Raw genomic sequence first — 14,934 nt, 5'->3', positions numbered from 1 at the left:
AGCGGCCACGCTCACCCCGGTCCCTGGAAGCAGGCGTCAACGGGGTCGAACGGCCCCGATGAGTCAGCCCACGACTGAGCGACCGTGGGGAAACGTCTCCCCGGAACCGCAGCACTGTGGCCTGGCATCGGGCAGGTTTTATTCGCCCAACACGGAGAATCAACAATGAAATGGCGGTGCGAATGGTGTGGCAAACCCCACGAGGAGGACGACCCGCCGTGTGACAACTGCGGGCACGGCTCCTTCGAGGAAGCCGTGACGCAGGTCAACGAAGAGGTCGTCGAGGGCGGGCCCAGGTGGGTCTGTCTGGACTGCGGTCGCCAGCACCAGAAGAACTCCCCGCCGTGCAAACGCTGTGGCGGGAGTAACTTCGAGCGGCGGACGGGACCGCCGGAGGACGATCCGCTCGATGAGATACAGACCGGCTGGCTGGACGTGCTCGAAACGAAGTACGCGATCGGCTACGCCGCCGTGGCACTGCTGCTCGGCCTCATCGTGCTCGCTGCTGTGGGCGGTATCACGTTGCCGGGCTTTGCCGCCGAAACCCCCACCGGCCCACCGTCGATCGCGTCCCCTGCCGGAAGCGGCGACACCGTCGACTCGCTCTCGCTCGCCGAGGTCGAGGACACCTACGTCGACGTGTACAACGTCCGGCGGTCGGGCGTCGGCGGCGGAACGGTCTCGCGGAACGCGACCATCGACGACGCCGCGGCCTACTACAACAAGGGCCGCGTCGACGCGCGATACGACAACGCGGAGCGACCCACGCGAGAGGGAGTATCCCGGTTCCCGCTCCCCTGTGACCGCCCAGCAGTGGTCAGCTACGAGGTGGCCTACGACCGAACGCCGCAGTCACTCGACCGGTTCCGGAACGAGACGGCGCTGGCGACCGCGCTCGTCGACAGCTACCTCGAGCGGGGTAACAGGATTCAGACGTCAGACGCCGGACTGATCGGCCTCGATATCCACGTCGGTCCGGACGAACGCGTGTTCGTCACGTACGTGCTCTGCTAGAATTACGCGGCGGCTTCGAACGCGTCAGTGAAGTTGTCCGCCTTCTCGATGACGGCGTCAGTCCCGTCTTCGAGGGCTTCGAGCGCGTCGACGCCCTCCTCGGTTTTGATGGTCAGGACCGGGTCTGTCTGGCCACCGGATTGTTCCGGGTTCACGTCGTAGGTCGCCGCTGTGACGCCCGCTGTCTCCAGCAGCGCCCCCTTGATGACGTTCATGAACGTGTGGTCCTCACCGGCGATTTCGATAGAGAGTTCCGTGTCGGATTTGTCGATAACGCGAAGGTCCATACCCACTGTTTGGTCACCTGCGACCCATCAACGCTTCGCTTCCCGTCTGCCGGCCAACAGCGAGGCTCCAGACCGAGCGGACGATACGGCGTCGGTTAGACGAGCGCGTACACCATCAGGAAGCCGAAGTAGATGAGCACGAGCGCGCCCAGCGCCTGCAGTCGGAACGCCGAAAGCGACGCTTCCTCCTCGTCGTGGGCCGCCCGGAAGGCCTCGACCTCCTCGTCGTCGAGTTCGCTGGGGTGGGCCAGGCCGCGGTGGAGCGCAAGCCAGGACTCGCGGGCGAACGGCCGGCCGCAATACGAACAGGTGTAGGCTGTGGCGTCGGCCGGAACGTCGTATGTCTCGTCGATGGCGGTGCTTGTCGCTGCCGCTGATTGGGTTGCTGTGTCAGTCATAGATGGGGGAGTGCCACCTCCGGCTGGGAGACGACCCAGAGGCTCGTCATCGTGTAGAACACCATGACCGCGATGAAGGGGTACTGCGACCGAATCGCCTGCAGCCGTGCGGGAAACAGGTCGTACGCGGCGGCGTGGGCCACCCAGATAGCGACCAGATGACCGATGATGACCGACGCGAGCGCAATCGCGCCGAACCAATCCGGTAGTTCGATGGTCGGCACTACTGCCGGGTCCGCGAACGGCGACGTGAGCGCGACGGCCAGCGAAGGTGCGAGCACGAGGAAGTACCCGAGGTAGTGCGCGAAGTGGTAGCCGACGGCGATAGCGACGAGCGGCGGCGCGAACCGCTGTGCGAGCACTGCCGGAGCCAGATACGTGTCCGACATATCGCGGGAGAGCCGGACCGCGAGTCGATACACGCCGAGGAAGCCGGCGAAGCCGATCCCGAGCGCGACCGGGTACAGGAGGTGCGGCGGGACGCCAGTGTCGACGAGTGGTGTCGTCAGGTCCCGCCAGGCCAGCGTCGTGACCAGCCCGTCGTAGGTCGTGACCCACAGCAGGGCGACCACGAACGCCACCTCGTCCGGACCGTCGACCAGCCGCGGCGTCGAGAGGTCCATGCCGGGGAGCCGAAGTCGGAGCCCGTCCTCGCCGCGGCCGATGGGGGCAAAGCGACCGTAGTAGCGGAACACCCGCTCCACTGGATCGGCGTGAGCGAACCAGTCCTCGGGTCCGAACACGAGCGCGCCCGCGAGCGTCAGCACCGAGTAGCCGGCGACGACCGACGCGAGCAGGCGCGGCTGGTCGGCGAGCGGGCTGACCACCTCAACCCACACCAGTACGAGCAGGCCACCGACGGCGGGCCACGACCCGACGCGGGCGGGGTAGGTGCGGTCGAGCGACGGGAGGAGGTCGGCGAGCGTCTTGAACGGATTGAGCGTCGCCCAGCTGTTCCCCACGAGGTACGTCGTCATCGCCAGCCCGGCCCACCAGCCGACCCAGACGAGCAGTATCGCGAGGTTCGTCCGGGCGTTCGTCGGTCCGAGGAAGCCGACGACGAACACCGCGGCGAGTCCGGCGAGCCCGAGGAGTTGGCCGGCGAGCGTTAGGACACGCTCGTAGTCGCCCGACAGCGGCCGCCCCCAGTCGTGGATGCGCTCGACGAACGCCCGGTCGGTGACGAACGAGGCCAGCAGGAACGACGCGCCGACGGCCGCACCACCGGTACTCAGGAAGAGCCACGTCGGTATCGTCAGCGATTCGCGACCGCCGCCGGCGAGACTGCCGCCGTGTGCGCTCGCCGTCCCCGTCGCGGCCAGCCAGCCCAGCCCACACACCACCAGCGCGACCGTACGACGCCTCCCAGATGTCATCGTCGGCAGTTGGGCCTTCGCCCCCGTGTAGCTTCCGGGATGCCGGCGGGCCATTCAGAGACGGAACCGGGCCAATCCGCAGTGAATTGGATGGGCTTTTAGTATTCCGTTCGCAAGGGCCCTAGTATGAGTGTCTCCGATGAACACGCGGACGACGGGCACGGGGAGCATCACCTCCCGGCGACGGAGGACTGGCCCCACGGGTTCGGCGAGGCCAGCTGGTGGCCCTTTGTGACGGCGATCGGTGGTTCGGGAATCTACGTCAGCGCGGCCCTGCTCGTGCTCTCGATGGGCGAGAACGCACTAGTCAGCCAGACGGTCGGGGCGGGAGCGATGGCCGGGAGCGTCGGCCTCTTCCTCGTCGGCATCTACGGCTGGCTGTATCACGCCTTCGTCTCCGACTTCTGGGAGCGCGGGACGGACTACCACTCGGACAAGACGCTGAAGTTCGCCATGCTCCTGTTCCTCGGGAGCGAAATCGCCACCTTCGGCGCTGGCTTCGTGTACTACTTCATCGTGCGTGGCGGCGAAGTCTGGGCGCAGGCGGCAGTGCCAGAGGTGTTCGGCTCGCTGGTGATCGTCAACACGCTGATTCTGATCGCCAGCTCGGTGACGCTTCACTACAGCCACATCGCGCTCCGGAACGGAAACCGAAGCCGGTTCCTGAAGTTGCTGGGCGCGACGCTGCTGCTGGGCATCGTCTTCATCGGCGGGCAGGTGTACGAGTACTACGAGTTCATCGTGCACAAGGGCTTCAGCATCGGTGGCGGCATCTACGGCTCCGCCTTCTACGGTCTGACGGGACTCCACGGCCTCCACGTCACGATGGGGGCTGTCCTTCTGGGTATCGTCTTCGTTCGCGCGTACTACGGGCAGTACTCGGCTGAACGGCACACCTCCGTTTCGACGGCGTCGATGTACTGGCACTTCGTCGACATCGTCTGGATCTTCCTCGTCGTCGTGCTCTATATGGGCGCGAACCTGGTGTAGATCGCCGACGAGTTTTAGACGGCCGACACTCGTTTCACACGCATGGACCGGCTAGACGTCAGCGGGAGCTTCGACGTACACGAGTACCGCCACGGGCTCAAGCTGCTGAAAGACGACCGTGGGACCATGACGCTGTCGAACCGGAAGGGGTTCGCCTGTCCGGCCTGTGGCAACGAGTTCGAGACGCTCTTTATCAGCGAAAAGCGGGCGAACACCTTCGGAGACCCCGGGTCGCCCTTCTGTCTGGTCCGAACTGACGACCAGCTACTGGTCCTGACACATTGAGCCGTATCGCCCCCGGTAACAAGGCTTATTCCGTCCGCCCCGATTCGGTGAGGTATGCATCGAATTGTCCCTGCGGTCGGTCTCGCTGCCCTCGTCGTCCTCTCCGGCTGTGTGACGGCGACGGTTGACTCGACAGTGGCCGGAGACGGCACAGTTTCGGAGTACGATCTGACTCTCGAAATGTCCCCGTCGGTGTACGACGGGCTCCAGAGCCAGGCCCAGCAAGAGGGCTATGACTCGGTTGAAGGATATCTCCTGGCCGACGTGAACACCAGTCGGATGGCGAACCAGACGTACGAGCAAGAGCTGGAGGGTGAGAACGTCACGCTCTCGATGACGTTCACGGACTGGAACCCCGGCCCGGAAAGCGACGTGTCGGTCAACGCTAGCGGAGGCAACGTCACGTACGAAGACCGGACGTTCGTCACTGCGAACGAGGATACCGACGTGGCCTTCGGCGATGGCGTCGCAGTCGAGTACCAGCTGACGATGCCTGCCGACGTCTCGTCCTCGAACGCCGATATCGTTCGGAACGAGACCGCTGTCTGGGAGTACGAGGCTGACGAACCGGTCGAGGAACCGATCCGCGCGACCAGCCCCGCACCGTCGTCGGCCTTCGGCCCCGGAATGGGGATTCCCGTCGCCGTCGTGGCACTGCTCGGGGCCGCACTGCTAGCCAGTCGGGACTGATACTGTCGGCTGTAAGTCTGTAACGAATTTCGCCACCCCGGGTGGCGAATATCTTAAAATAGTTACAGCCAACAGTATGAGTAGCTGAGAGCGTCATCACACGCACCGTTTCTTGTACCTGGCTTCGGAGTCTACAGACGCTGGCCGGGTGGCTGATACTCTTCTCAGACAGTGGAACGGGCGATACCGCAATGTATATGATATTTTATAATGGATATTTAATGTCGTTTCGCCCGGATACAGAACGATGCGCGCAGCCAGACTCCACGAGTACACGCACGATATGTCGGACGGGCTCTCGATAGACGACGTAGATGCGCCACAGGTCGCATCCGGGGACGACGTCATCGTCGAGGTCGAAGGGGCCGGCTGGTGCCAGACTGACAATCACATCATCGAGGGGATGTGGGACCAGTACGTCCCGCAGGACCTCCCGATGACGCTGGGCCACGAGAACGCCGGGACAGTCGTCGAGACCGGCGACGACGTCGACATCGTCTCGGAAGGCGACCAGGTCATCTGTCATCCGGTCCAGACCTGTGGCACCTGCCGACCGTGCCGGCAAGGTGAGACGATGTACTGCGAGAACGACGCGTTCAACGGCCTGACGACCGACGGCGGCTTCGCCGACCAGCTACTGACCAGCGACCGGTCGGTCATCCCGCTGCCCGAGGGCGTCGACCCGGCCGACATCGCCCCGCACGCCGACGCCGGTATCACGGCCTACCACGCGGCGAAGAAAGCCGTCGACGGACTCAATCCGGGCGACACTGCAGTCGTCATCGGTATCGGCGGGCTCGGCCACATCGGCCTGCAGTGCCTCGACGCGATGTGTGCCGCCGACCTCGTCGCCGTCGACATCAAGCAGTCCGCCCGCGACCTCGCCGACGACCTCGGCGCACACTACACCATCGACCCCGAAAGCGAGGACGTAGCCAGCGAGGTCGAAGCCATCAGCGACGGCGTCGGTGCCGCCCAAGTGCTCGATTTCGTCGGGGCCGACGAGACGACGGCGCTCGCGCCCGATATCTGTGCCGCCGGCGGCGACCACCACATCATCGGCTACGGGGGCCACATCCACGAACCCGCGCAGGCGCTCGTCAACGGTGAGTTCGCCTATCAGGGCAACATCGTCGGCCAGTACACCGAACTCCAGGAACTGGTCGCGCTCGTCGAGCGCGGTGCAGTCGACCTGCACACGACCCAGTACGACCTGGGCGAGGTGAACACCGTCGCACAGATGCTCGAAGACCGAGAGATCGACGGTCGGGCGGTCATCACGCCCTGAACGGCCTGTGTTGTGGTGTCGTATCGCCGGACAGGGCACCCTTTTTTCGGCTCACCGACCGTCGGCGCGGGTCTGTTCCGTTTCGTCGGCTAGGTCGTGATAGCGCCTGAGAAACGCGTCTCGGCTCACGGTCCCGGCACCGGCCGCTTCGAGTCGGTCTTCCAGCCCGCTCCGGTCGAAGTGACAGTACTCCCGATAACAGGGCTTGCACAGATACTCGAAGGACTTGTTGTCGCGGTTCCAGCGGTCGCCGTACTTGTCGTATTCCCGGGCATCCGACCGGGCGACCGTTTCACCGCAGGCGATGCAACGGACCTCTGCATCGGTGTCGCGATGCCAGGCGTTTCTGAAATCCATCAGATCCACACTCCGTCTAACTGTCCGCAAGTGTGTCTGTCGTGCCGCTCTCGCCGGCACACCGCAGTACCCGCCGGTAATCCGTACTGTGTGACCATCGTTTACAGCTAGAAGTACCGTCCAGCAGTCCGTCGCCGTATCGCGTCACTGATGAGGGTCGTTTTTATGCGGCCTGTGGAGCCCCGTCAGACCAGCGACGGAGTACCTACGGCTGCTGACAGGTCATCTCCGGTAGGAACCGTACTTGTCAGAACAGCACTCGAAAGCGGAAGCCGGTGGAGGGAGTATGAACAACGGTCGGAGCAAAGCTCTTCACTGCTTCAAACCTCAGTGGCTTTCGCTCGTCCTGCACTGGAGATTCGCCATCGACCCGAGACGGAGACACCGCTCAAGAAGAAAGGCAAGGGTGAACGCGACGTACTCATCGAGAAGGACGACGGGAGAGTGATTGCGGATTACATCGAGAACGCCCGCCTAGCGGTGACTGACGAGTACGGTCGAGAACCACTGATTGCGACCGACCACGGACGCCAAGCGCGGACGACTATTCAGCGGATGGTCTACACGGCGACACGCCCGTGTCACTACGAGAACGCCTGCCCCTTCGATGAAGACCCCGAGACGTGCGAGGCGGCGACGTGGAACGGCGCGTCCAAGTGTCCGGGGTCGGTGAGTCCGCACGCTCTCCGTCGTGGATACGTGACTGCGGCTCGGAACGCTGGTCAGCCGAAGGACGTGACTGGCGAGCGTGTGAACATGACCGGGAGAGTGATCGACAAGCATTACGATAAGGGTTCACACGATGAAAAGGCCGAAAGAAGACGAAATCACCTAAGAGATATTTGATAGGGGCTACTCCTTCTGTCGTATGCTCTCCAGAGCGAGAAGGATTGTTTTTGTTTTAATTCTGAGCGGGTGTCTTTTGTTTATCTTGACGCCTCTACTTATCCTCATATCCGTATCTTTAGTTCTTATTGACCTGCCACGCAGGGTAGGGGAAGTAATCAATTTTGACGATGCAATTCGTGTCGTTTTATTCAGATTTAGTGACCCCGAGGAAATGCGTGAATTCCGAGACGATGTGCTTCACATAGTCGAGAGCGAGAACGAAAACTCTGGCTCAGATAGATGGTCACTCCTTCGTGAGATGGATAAGGCCGAATCTGAGATTGAAAACAGAATACGGAACGGTGAGTTCGCGTTCAGTTTTGCGGGAGGTATCTCTGCACTACTCGTGGGGAATGTATTCGGAATATCATACGGTGGAGTGGTGATTACGATTGTAGTTTTGGTGTTTTCTCTCCTTGTTTCAGCGAGGATTATCGTGACTGACATTCTTTGTTACGAGCCAGTCAAACATCGAAACGACCCGATAGAGCGTCTTGAAATATTGTATGCGTGGAATACGAGTGCCGCAATGAAACAGGGTGCTGTTGGAATAGCTATTCTGACAGCGTTTGCCTCCCGAAGCGAACAGGGATACCGAGTAGGTATCTGGTTGTTGGACACCATCGCCAATATGCTCTACTCGGACGACGATAGATGGCGAGTGGAATAATTACTGCTAACATCGGGAAGGGGCGGCTGCAGTGTTCTCAGAGCAATAATTGACACGGGAAAGAAGTGGCAAATCCTCTTTGTAGCGGGGCAAATTCTACGCCTTCCGTGGCCCAATAATTAAGTAAGCCGACCGCTGTCTGTCCATTTAGACGATTCCGAAGGAAAGAGCCGGTGGAGGGATTTGAACCCTCGGCCTAATCCTTACGAAGGATTCGCTCTGCCAGTCTGAGCTACACCGGCGCGTCGCTCGCGTACATCAGTTGTTGGACGCATAACCGCAATAAGGATTGCGAATCGGGACCACCGAGAGGGACGTTCTCACTCCGCTCGGGACCCGACGACGGTGACCGGGTCGTCTGCCTCAAGCAGGACCTGCTGGGAGACACTCCCGAACACGGCCTTGCCGGTCGGCGACCGCTTCCTGGACCCCATTACGATCTGGTCGACGTCGAACTCCTCGGCCAGATCGATGATGCCGTCCGCAGGCGGCTGCTGACCCTCGGCCAGCTGGACATCGACGTCGTGGTCTTCGAGGTAGTCACGCACGAGGCGCACTGTCGAGATGCGCTCGACGTTGCGTATCTCCTCGGGCGCTTCCGCCTCTTCTTTTGTCAATGCGTGCGTAATGACGGCCTCGATGTCGGTCTCAGCAGCCGGTAGCTCCGCGACGAAGGCGGCCTGGCCGCGGGCGCGGTCCTCATCGGCGTCGACGGGGACGAGTATTGTGTACATATTTTACCCTCCTAGATACAAGCGTCCGACTTCCTCGTCGTTAAGCAGTTCGGTCCCCGTACCGGTGATGATAATAACTGTTCGTTTCAGCGCGTCAGTCGAACGTCGAGAACGACGTTGTGCTCCTTCGGGGCATACGATCGAACGGGGTGGCGCGTTTCGACCGTCACGTCGTAGGCCGGCTCCGCAGCCGCCCGGATCGCTCGCTCGCCGGGCCCGAACAGGTCGTCCTCGTGCTGGATATCGTAGTAGTGAAAGACACAGTCGTCAGCCGCCAGGCGGACGGCGGTCTCCAGAAACTCGTCGGCGCTATGGGGCAGATTCATCACGACGCGGTCAGCCCAGCCCTCGTACTCTCCGGCGACCTCTCGTACGTCGCCACAGATGCCCGTCACGCGGTCGGCGACGCCGTTGCGCTGTGCGTTCGCCCGGAGGTACTCGATTGCCGTCTCGTTGATGTCTGTTCCGACGCAGGTCGCGCCGCGTTTGGCGAACGGAATCGCGAACGGGCCGACGCCCGCGAACATGTCGAAGGCCTGCTCGCCCTCGCTGACCTGTTCGGTGACACGATGGCGTTCCGTCGCTAGCCGCGGTGAGAAGTACACCTCGGCGAGGTCGAGGTCGAACGTGCAGCCGTACTCCCGGTGGGTGACTTCCGTCCCTTCGCCAGCGAGTACGTCCCAGTCCCGGACCCGCTGTTCGCCTTTGATCTTCGACGCGCGGTTCAACACCGCTCGCACGGGCAGGTCTGAATCCATAATCGCGTCGGCAATCGCCCGCGCCCGGTCGGCGTCGTCCTCGTCGACAATCGCGACGTCGCCGATGCGCTCGTAGCTCGGGTCGAAGTCGAGTCCGTCCGCCGGCATCGTCTGGCCCTCGCGGACCGGCGGGTCTGCCTCCACGACGACGAAGTCCGACGGCACTGCTTCGGGGTCGGTGACGGGAACGTATAGCTGCCCGTCGACGACCGTGATGTCGTAGCCGTCGTCGACGAGGTTTGCTTCGGCGAGGCGTTGGCGCGTCTCTTCGCCGGCCTCGCGGGGAACGCGAACGCAGGGAACGCCCATACTCTCTCTCCCCGACCGCGGGCGGTAAGCCTGACGCTTCGCGCCCTTTATGCCCGACGGCGACCCACTCCGGATATGCTCACATTCGTCGGGCTGGGCCTCTACGACGAGCGCTCGGTCACGGTCGCCGGCCGCGACGCCATCCGAGACGCCGACCGGGTGTTCGCGGAGTTTTACACGAGCCGGCTGGTTGGTACCGACCTCGAAACGCTGGAGGACGTACTGGAGACGAGTATCGAAGTCAGGGACCGCGCCGGCATCGAGCAGGACCCCGAACCGATTCTCGAAGCCGCCGAGAGCGAAGATGTCGTCTTCTGTACTGCCGGGGATACGATGGTCTCGACGACACACACCGACCTCCGACTCCGCGCTGCTGACCGCGGTATCGAAACCCGAATCGTCCACGGAACGACAGCCCAGACGGCCGCCGGCTCACTGACTGGCTTACAGAACTACCGCTTCGGGAAGGCCACGACGCTCCCGTTCGAGGACGCCCACGGCGGTGACGGCGTTCCGGACAGCGTCGTCGCCACCATCGAGGACAACCGGGAGCGGGACCTGCACACGCTAGTCTATCTCGACATCAAGGTCGACGACCCCCACTGGGACGAGAGTGACGACACGTACATGACTGCCAGCAAGGCCGCCGCCATGCTATCCGAGCGGTTCCCCGACACGCTCGGCGTCGTCGTGGCCAGAGCCGGTAGCCCGGACCCGCTGGTGGCCGCCGATACGCTTGACGCTCTCGCCGCACAGTCATTCGGCGAGCCGCTACATCTGCTCGTCATTCCCGGTTCGCTCCACCCGCTCGAAGCTGACGCACTGGAATCGATTGCTGGAGCAGAATTAGAATAACGGCCGTTCCTCCCGACGCAGTTCAGTCGTCACCGGGTGTCGCGGGACTCGATTCCGACTGGTTCTTTTCGAACGCCGTTCCGAGGTCGTACTCCGTGCCGGTCACCAGGAAGAGGAGGTCCTCGACGATGACCGTGAGTTCCGGTAGCTCCCGCATCAGCACCCACGTCAGCCCGACGAGAACGATGACGGAGCCAAACTGCGCCAGAATCCGGTCGACGATGTAGTAGGACACCAGCTGTGCGTCGCTGAGGCCGAACAGCGCCATGACCGTTCCCGGGAAGAACTGCGCCTTCTGCAGGCCAAAAGCCAGCGCGATTCCGAGGTTTCGAATCAGATTCAGTACGTAGATGATGCTGACGGCCGCGACCAGCACGCGGAGCTTCCGCCGCCACGGAGCCTTGACTGCCAGTATTCCGCCGGCGAAGATAGATATACTGCCGATACCCGTACAGGCCAGAATGATGGTGTACGTTATCGGACGCTCGTTCCCGTCGAACCAGAACGTGTTCTCGTAGGGGTACTGCTTCGAGGCGATATCGATGCCGTTGTGCGAGAGCCCGTCGACTACCACTGGGTCGTAGCCCAGTACGGTCATGAGGAAGGAGACCTGCCCGGTGACGATCTCGATGATGGTCTGGCGGAGCGGCCCGATGGTGAGAAACGGTACGTAGATGACGCCCATGAGGCCGATTGCCCGGGTCAACACCAGCAGCGACTCGCGGCCGTTCCAGAGCAGATAGCCGGTGTACAGCGACAGGGGGACGGCGATGACGCTTCCCAGCCCTTCGACGACGCTCTTCTGTATCAGAATGAAATGCGGGGCCAGGACGAGCCAGTACGCTGCGAACAAAGCCCAGCCGACTGTTCCGACGGGACGGGCCAGTTGCTCGTCGTACTGGGCGACAGCCACGCTTCCCAGAAACGCCGCGAGAACGAGCCACATCAGCGGTTCCGAGACTGTGACCGGGTCGAACGACAGTCCAGCGATGTCGACGCCTGCTTGCAGGACTGTCTCACTCATTGCTCGTACGTTAGCCAAACCGGCGTATATGTTTTGTCGTTGCGCTACTGTGCGGTGTCGTCGTCAGACCGACCTATCGGCAGTGCCGCCGCTACTCACGTAGCGCGCGAAAGAAAGAACGGTGTTCAGAGACCGGAGCTGTTCCGGTTAGTTGTTGCGTCGGACGGCGAGGAGCGCAGCGGCGACGAGTGCGATGAGCGCGATGGCTGCCGTGAAGCCGGGACCTTCCGCGGCGGTGGTCTCGGACTCATCGGTTGCCGGCTCATCGGTTGCCGGTGCGTCAGTTTCCTCTTCGGTTTCGGTTTCCGTGTCCGGTGCTTCGGTTTCGGTTTCCGTGTCCGGTGCTTCAGTCTGGTCTTCCTCGACGATGGTCACGTTCGCACTGTCCGTCACGGCAGAGCCGTTCTGGGTGTACGGATCGTCATCGCCGGGGAAGTCGTACGCTTCGTTGCCGTTGGTGTCCTGGTGCGGCATCGCGACCGCAGTGAAGTCCTCGTCCATCGGCTCGTCGAGCGTGATCGTGATGTCCTCGTGGCTGCCTGCCTCGAGGTACTCGGAGTTCCCGACGACGTCGCCGGATGCGTTACCGGCGTGGATTGCGATGAAGCCACCCTCGGACAGCTGTGCGCTGTCGACGACGACTTCGCTACCGTCGGATTCCTGCTCGCTGATGCTCACAGTAGCCGTGTCGGCTTCGACGATACGGCCATCTTCCTCGTCGCTGAAGTCAGAGTCACCGTCGACGTCCAGTGTCTGGACGGTGAAGTTCGTTCCAGCGGAGTAGTCGCTGAAGTCGGCCGTGGCGGTGTACGTACCGTCAGCGGCGACATCAGTTTCGGGGCGGAGGACGAACGGGTTCGCGTCACTCTCGGACTCCATCTCGACTTCGAGCTCGGAGCCAGGTGCGACGTTCGTCTCACCGGTCACTTCCTGACCAGTGGCGGCCGAGACTGTAACGACGCCGCTGTCGTCAAGGTCCAGTGTGGCGTCGCGCTCGGACGTGGTGTAGATCGCGCTGTCGCTGTTCCGGTCGTCGGTCAGCGGACCTTCTCGGACGGAGAAGGTAGCGTTGAGGCGCGTGTCTTCTTCTTTGACAATCGTCTTGCCGTTTTCGAACACAACATCGCTCGTGTCAACAGCGACGAAGTAGGTGTTGTTGTCCGGGTCGTCGACAACTGTTACCGCGTCACTACTGTTCGAGAAGTCAATCGGGTTCTCGTCAGCGTTTGCACCGACGTCGGTCCGGTTGACGTAGAGTCGAAGACCGGACGTCGTCGCGTCACTGTCGTTGATGCGGTCTGGCGTGGTATCGGTCGCTGCGATGAACGCCTCAGTAACATCAGAGGCACTTCCGTCTTCCTGCTCGTATTCGAGCGCACCCTCGATACCGGATGCCTGAATTTCGTGGACGACAACGTCCTCAGCTGCGACGTCGTCGGACTGCGTGAGGTTCTCACCGATGCGGTCGTAGATGTCGACATCATCGTCGTCGATATCTGCGTCGCTCGGTGCAGCCCACGTCTGGATATTTTCAACGGAGTTCTCGTTGAGTCGGAGCGTTCCAACCGTGTCGGGGCTGGTGACATCCGGGGAGGTCCCGGCGGTCACGTTCATCGAGTAGGAGCCTGCTTCGAGCGTGTCTCCACTCAGGCTACCTCGGGTGTAGTCGCCACCCTCCTTGATGTTGTCAATGTCGTCGTCACCAGGCACGCTGAGAACCGTACTATCGCTGTAGTTTCCAGCGGTGTAGCTGTTGAACTGAACGGTAACTTCGCCGTCACCGTTGTCGTCCTCAAGCTGGCCCTGGATGTAGTAGTTGTCGTCGTTCTCGTCGCCGATGTTGATGACGGCGTCCTCGGTGTTGTCAACCTGCACCGTGATGTTGACAACGTCGCCAATGTTGTCCTGAACGGTCGAGCTTTCGAAGCTTGCCTCACCGTCGTCGGACTCGGAGACGTTGATCTGGTCGGATTCGGCGGAGACGCCGGTCTGGTTGTCCGTCACTTGGACGTAGTACGGACTGTCGTCGGCGCTCTGGTTACCGAAGTCGAACACGACGTTCTCGTTACCTTTCAGGCTCTTGACCTGCGTGGCAACCTTGTCGTCGTCTTCGTTGAACAGCGTCGCGTTGGCCGGCTCGCCACCACGCGTGGTCGAGACGTTGACCGCGAGGGTGTCCTTGTCGTCGATGTTGGCACCGTCGCCGACATCGTCGTCAATGTTCACATTGAGATCGAGATTGCTGATGGTGATGTTTTCGTCCGCAGTACCACCAACGGTGACCTCGTATTCTTCACCAGTGTCGAGGTCCGACGTTTCGTAGGTGTAGACTTTGCTGTTGGCTGTGTAAGTGTCCTGCGTGACGACAGCGCCGTTCGAGTCCTCGACCACAATCTTCGTGCTCGAAGTAGCATCGTCAGCGTCACCTTCGCCGCCGTCGGCTCGGATAGCCAGGACTTCACCGCGGAAGGCGTTAGTGTCGCCCGAGTTATCGTCGGCGTCGATCGTCTGGGACGTCACGTCGATGTCCTCAGCGACGACCGTGTTGTCACCGCCGGTGAGACCTGAAACCTTGACGGTCAGGTTCCGGTTCGGCTGAACGTCCTGATCCAGACTGAACTGGAGGCGTCCAGTCGTCCCGTCGTCAGTCCCGTCGACTGACGAGACACCGTAGTTGCTCGGGTTCTTGTTGCCATCGACGTAGATGTCGATGTCTCCCGTCGTGACTGTGCTACCGGTTGAACCATTGAGTGCCAATTCGACTGTCCCGCTATCGTATTCTGCTGCCTGCTCGACGGTCACGTTCGCGGCGGCGGCTGCGCCACCGGAGAACGCGATGGTCCCGGCGAATACCGAGAAGACCATCAGCGCCGTGAGGAACAGGCTGCGGATTTTTTCGTTTGTATCTGTCATAGTTTGTGTTGCTATCGGGCGACCCCAGCAGTTTTCCACCTGGTCGGAACGCGGTCACCGCGACCGCGCATAGACCGAACCGGCGTACTCACTTCTGG

16 protein-coding genes and 1 tRNA gene are annotated in these 14,934 nt (G+C 62.0%); 8 read left to right on the top strand and 9 right to left on the bottom strand.

The window, feature by feature from the left end; genetic code table 11:
• The first annotated feature begins 165 nt into the window (after nt 1-165).
• A complete protein-coding gene (locus VI234_RS03510; RefSeq protein WP_008313155.1) occupies nt 166-1,014 on the top strand; it encodes a hypothetical protein in 849 nt (282 codons plus the stop codon).
• A gap of 2 nt (nt 1,015-1,016) precedes the next feature.
• On the opposite strand, the gene VI234_RS03505 is transcribed toward VI234_RS03510, so the two are convergent.
• From VI234_RS03505 to VI234_RS03495, 3 genes are all read right to left on the bottom strand, one after another.
• Nucleotides 1,017-1,301, bottom strand: coding sequence for a DNA-directed RNA polymerase subunit L (locus tag VI234_RS03505; RefSeq protein ID WP_008313154.1), 285 nt, complete (start codon nt 1,299-1,301; stop codon nt 1,017-1,019).
• Between the two features lie 95 nt (nt 1,302-1,396).
• Nucleotides 1,397-1,699: a C2H2-type zinc finger protein gene (locus VI234_RS03500; protein ID WP_336329255.1), complete on the bottom strand. Its 303-nt coding sequence runs from the start codon at nt 1,697-1,699 to the stop codon at nt 1,397-1,399.
• Entirely contained in the window at nt 1,696-3,042 is a 1,347-nt protein-coding gene (locus VI234_RS03495; RefSeq protein ID WP_336329297.1) for a hypothetical protein, read from the bottom strand. Before VI234_RS03495 ends, VI234_RS03500 begins: the two co-directional genes overlap by 4 nt.
• Before the next feature lie 159 nt (nt 3,043-3,201).
• Between VI234_RS03495 and VI234_RS03490 the strand changes: the two genes are divergently transcribed.
• From VI234_RS03490 to VI234_RS03475, 4 genes are all read left to right on the top strand, one after another.
• Entirely contained in the window at nt 3,202-4,065 is an 864-nt protein-coding gene (locus VI234_RS03490) for a cytochrome c oxidase subunit 3 (RefSeq protein ID WP_008313149.1), read from the top strand.
• 42 nt (nt 4,066-4,107) lie between these two features.
• Nucleotides 4,108-4,350, top strand: coding sequence for a DUF7385 family protein (locus VI234_RS03485; protein ID WP_008313147.1), 243 nt, complete (start codon nt 4,108-4,110; stop codon nt 4,348-4,350).
• 54 nt (nt 4,351-4,404) lie between these two features.
• Nucleotides 4,405-5,040, top strand: coding sequence for a PGF-CTERM sorting domain-containing protein (locus VI234_RS03480; protein WP_008313146.1), 636 nt, complete (start codon nt 4,405-4,407; stop codon nt 5,038-5,040).
• A 247-nt stretch (nt 5,041-5,287) separates the two neighbouring features.
• Nucleotides 5,288-6,328, top strand: coding sequence for an NAD(P)-dependent alcohol dehydrogenase (locus tag VI234_RS03475; protein ID WP_008313144.1), 1,041 nt, complete (start codon nt 5,288-5,290; stop codon nt 6,326-6,328).
• A 51-nt stretch (nt 6,329-6,379) separates the two neighbouring features.
• On the opposite strand, the gene VI234_RS03470 is transcribed toward VI234_RS03475, so the two are convergent.
• Complete coding sequence (locus tag VI234_RS03470; RefSeq protein WP_336329254.1) at nt 6,380-6,685, bottom strand: DUF7562 family protein; 306 nt, start codon at nt 6,683-6,685, stop codon at nt 6,380-6,382.
• A 330-nt stretch (nt 6,686-7,015) separates the two neighbouring features.
• Between VI234_RS03470 and VI234_RS03465 the strand changes: the two genes are divergently transcribed.
• Nucleotides 7,016-7,531 (top strand): hypothetical protein, encoded by a 516-nt coding sequence (locus tag VI234_RS03465; RefSeq protein WP_336329253.1) that lies wholly within the window; start codon nt 7,016-7,018, stop codon nt 7,529-7,531.
• 22 nt (nt 7,532-7,553) lie between these two features.
• Nucleotides 7,554-8,243: a hypothetical protein gene (locus VI234_RS03460; RefSeq protein ID WP_050036745.1), complete on the top strand. Its 690-nt coding sequence runs from the start codon at nt 7,554-7,556 to the stop codon at nt 8,241-8,243.
• A gap of 168 nt (nt 8,244-8,411) precedes the next feature.
• On the opposite strand, the gene VI234_RS03455 is transcribed toward VI234_RS03460, so the two are convergent.
• The 3 genes from VI234_RS03455 to VI234_RS03445 form a co-directional block, all read right to left on the bottom strand.
• Nucleotides 8,412-8,485 (bottom strand) — tRNA-Thr (locus VI234_RS03455).
• 78 nt (nt 8,486-8,563) lie between these two features.
• Nucleotides 8,564-8,977, bottom strand: a complete 414-nt coding sequence (locus VI234_RS03450; protein WP_008313140.1) for a universal stress protein — start codon at nt 8,975-8,977, stop codon at nt 8,564-8,566.
• An 86-nt stretch (nt 8,978-9,063) separates the two neighbouring features.
• Nucleotides 9,064-10,044, bottom strand: coding sequence for a class I SAM-dependent methyltransferase (locus VI234_RS03445; protein WP_336329252.1), 981 nt, complete (start codon nt 10,042-10,044; stop codon nt 9,064-9,066).
• Between the two features lie 75 nt (nt 10,045-10,119).
• Between VI234_RS03445 and dph5 the strand changes: the two genes are divergently transcribed.
• Nucleotides 10,120-10,899: a diphthine synthase gene (gene dph5 / locus VI234_RS03440; protein ID WP_336329251.1), complete on the top strand. Its 780-nt coding sequence runs from the start codon at nt 10,120-10,122 to the stop codon at nt 10,897-10,899.
• A 22-nt stretch (nt 10,900-10,921) separates the two neighbouring features.
• On the opposite strand, the gene artA is transcribed toward dph5, so the two are convergent.
• Nucleotides 10,922-11,923, bottom strand: coding sequence for an archaeosortase A (gene artA, locus VI234_RS03435; protein WP_336329250.1), 1,002 nt, complete (start codon nt 11,921-11,923; stop codon nt 10,922-10,924).
• Between the two features lie 147 nt (nt 11,924-12,070).
• Nucleotides 12,071-14,836 carry a DUF7282 domain-containing protein gene (locus VI234_RS03430; RefSeq protein WP_336329249.1) on the bottom strand — a complete coding sequence of 922 codons (2,766 nt, stop codon included), beginning with the start codon at nt 14,834-14,836 and terminating at the stop codon, nt 12,071-12,073.
• Nucleotides 14,837-14,934 lie beyond the last annotated feature (98 nt).

This window comes from Haloarcula sp. CGMCC 1.2071 (assembly GCF_037078445.1).
GTDB lineage: Archaea > Halobacteriota > Halobacteria > Halobacteriales > Haloarculaceae > Haloarcula > Haloarcula amylolytica.
This window is presented reverse-complemented; position numbering and strand designations above follow the sequence as displayed.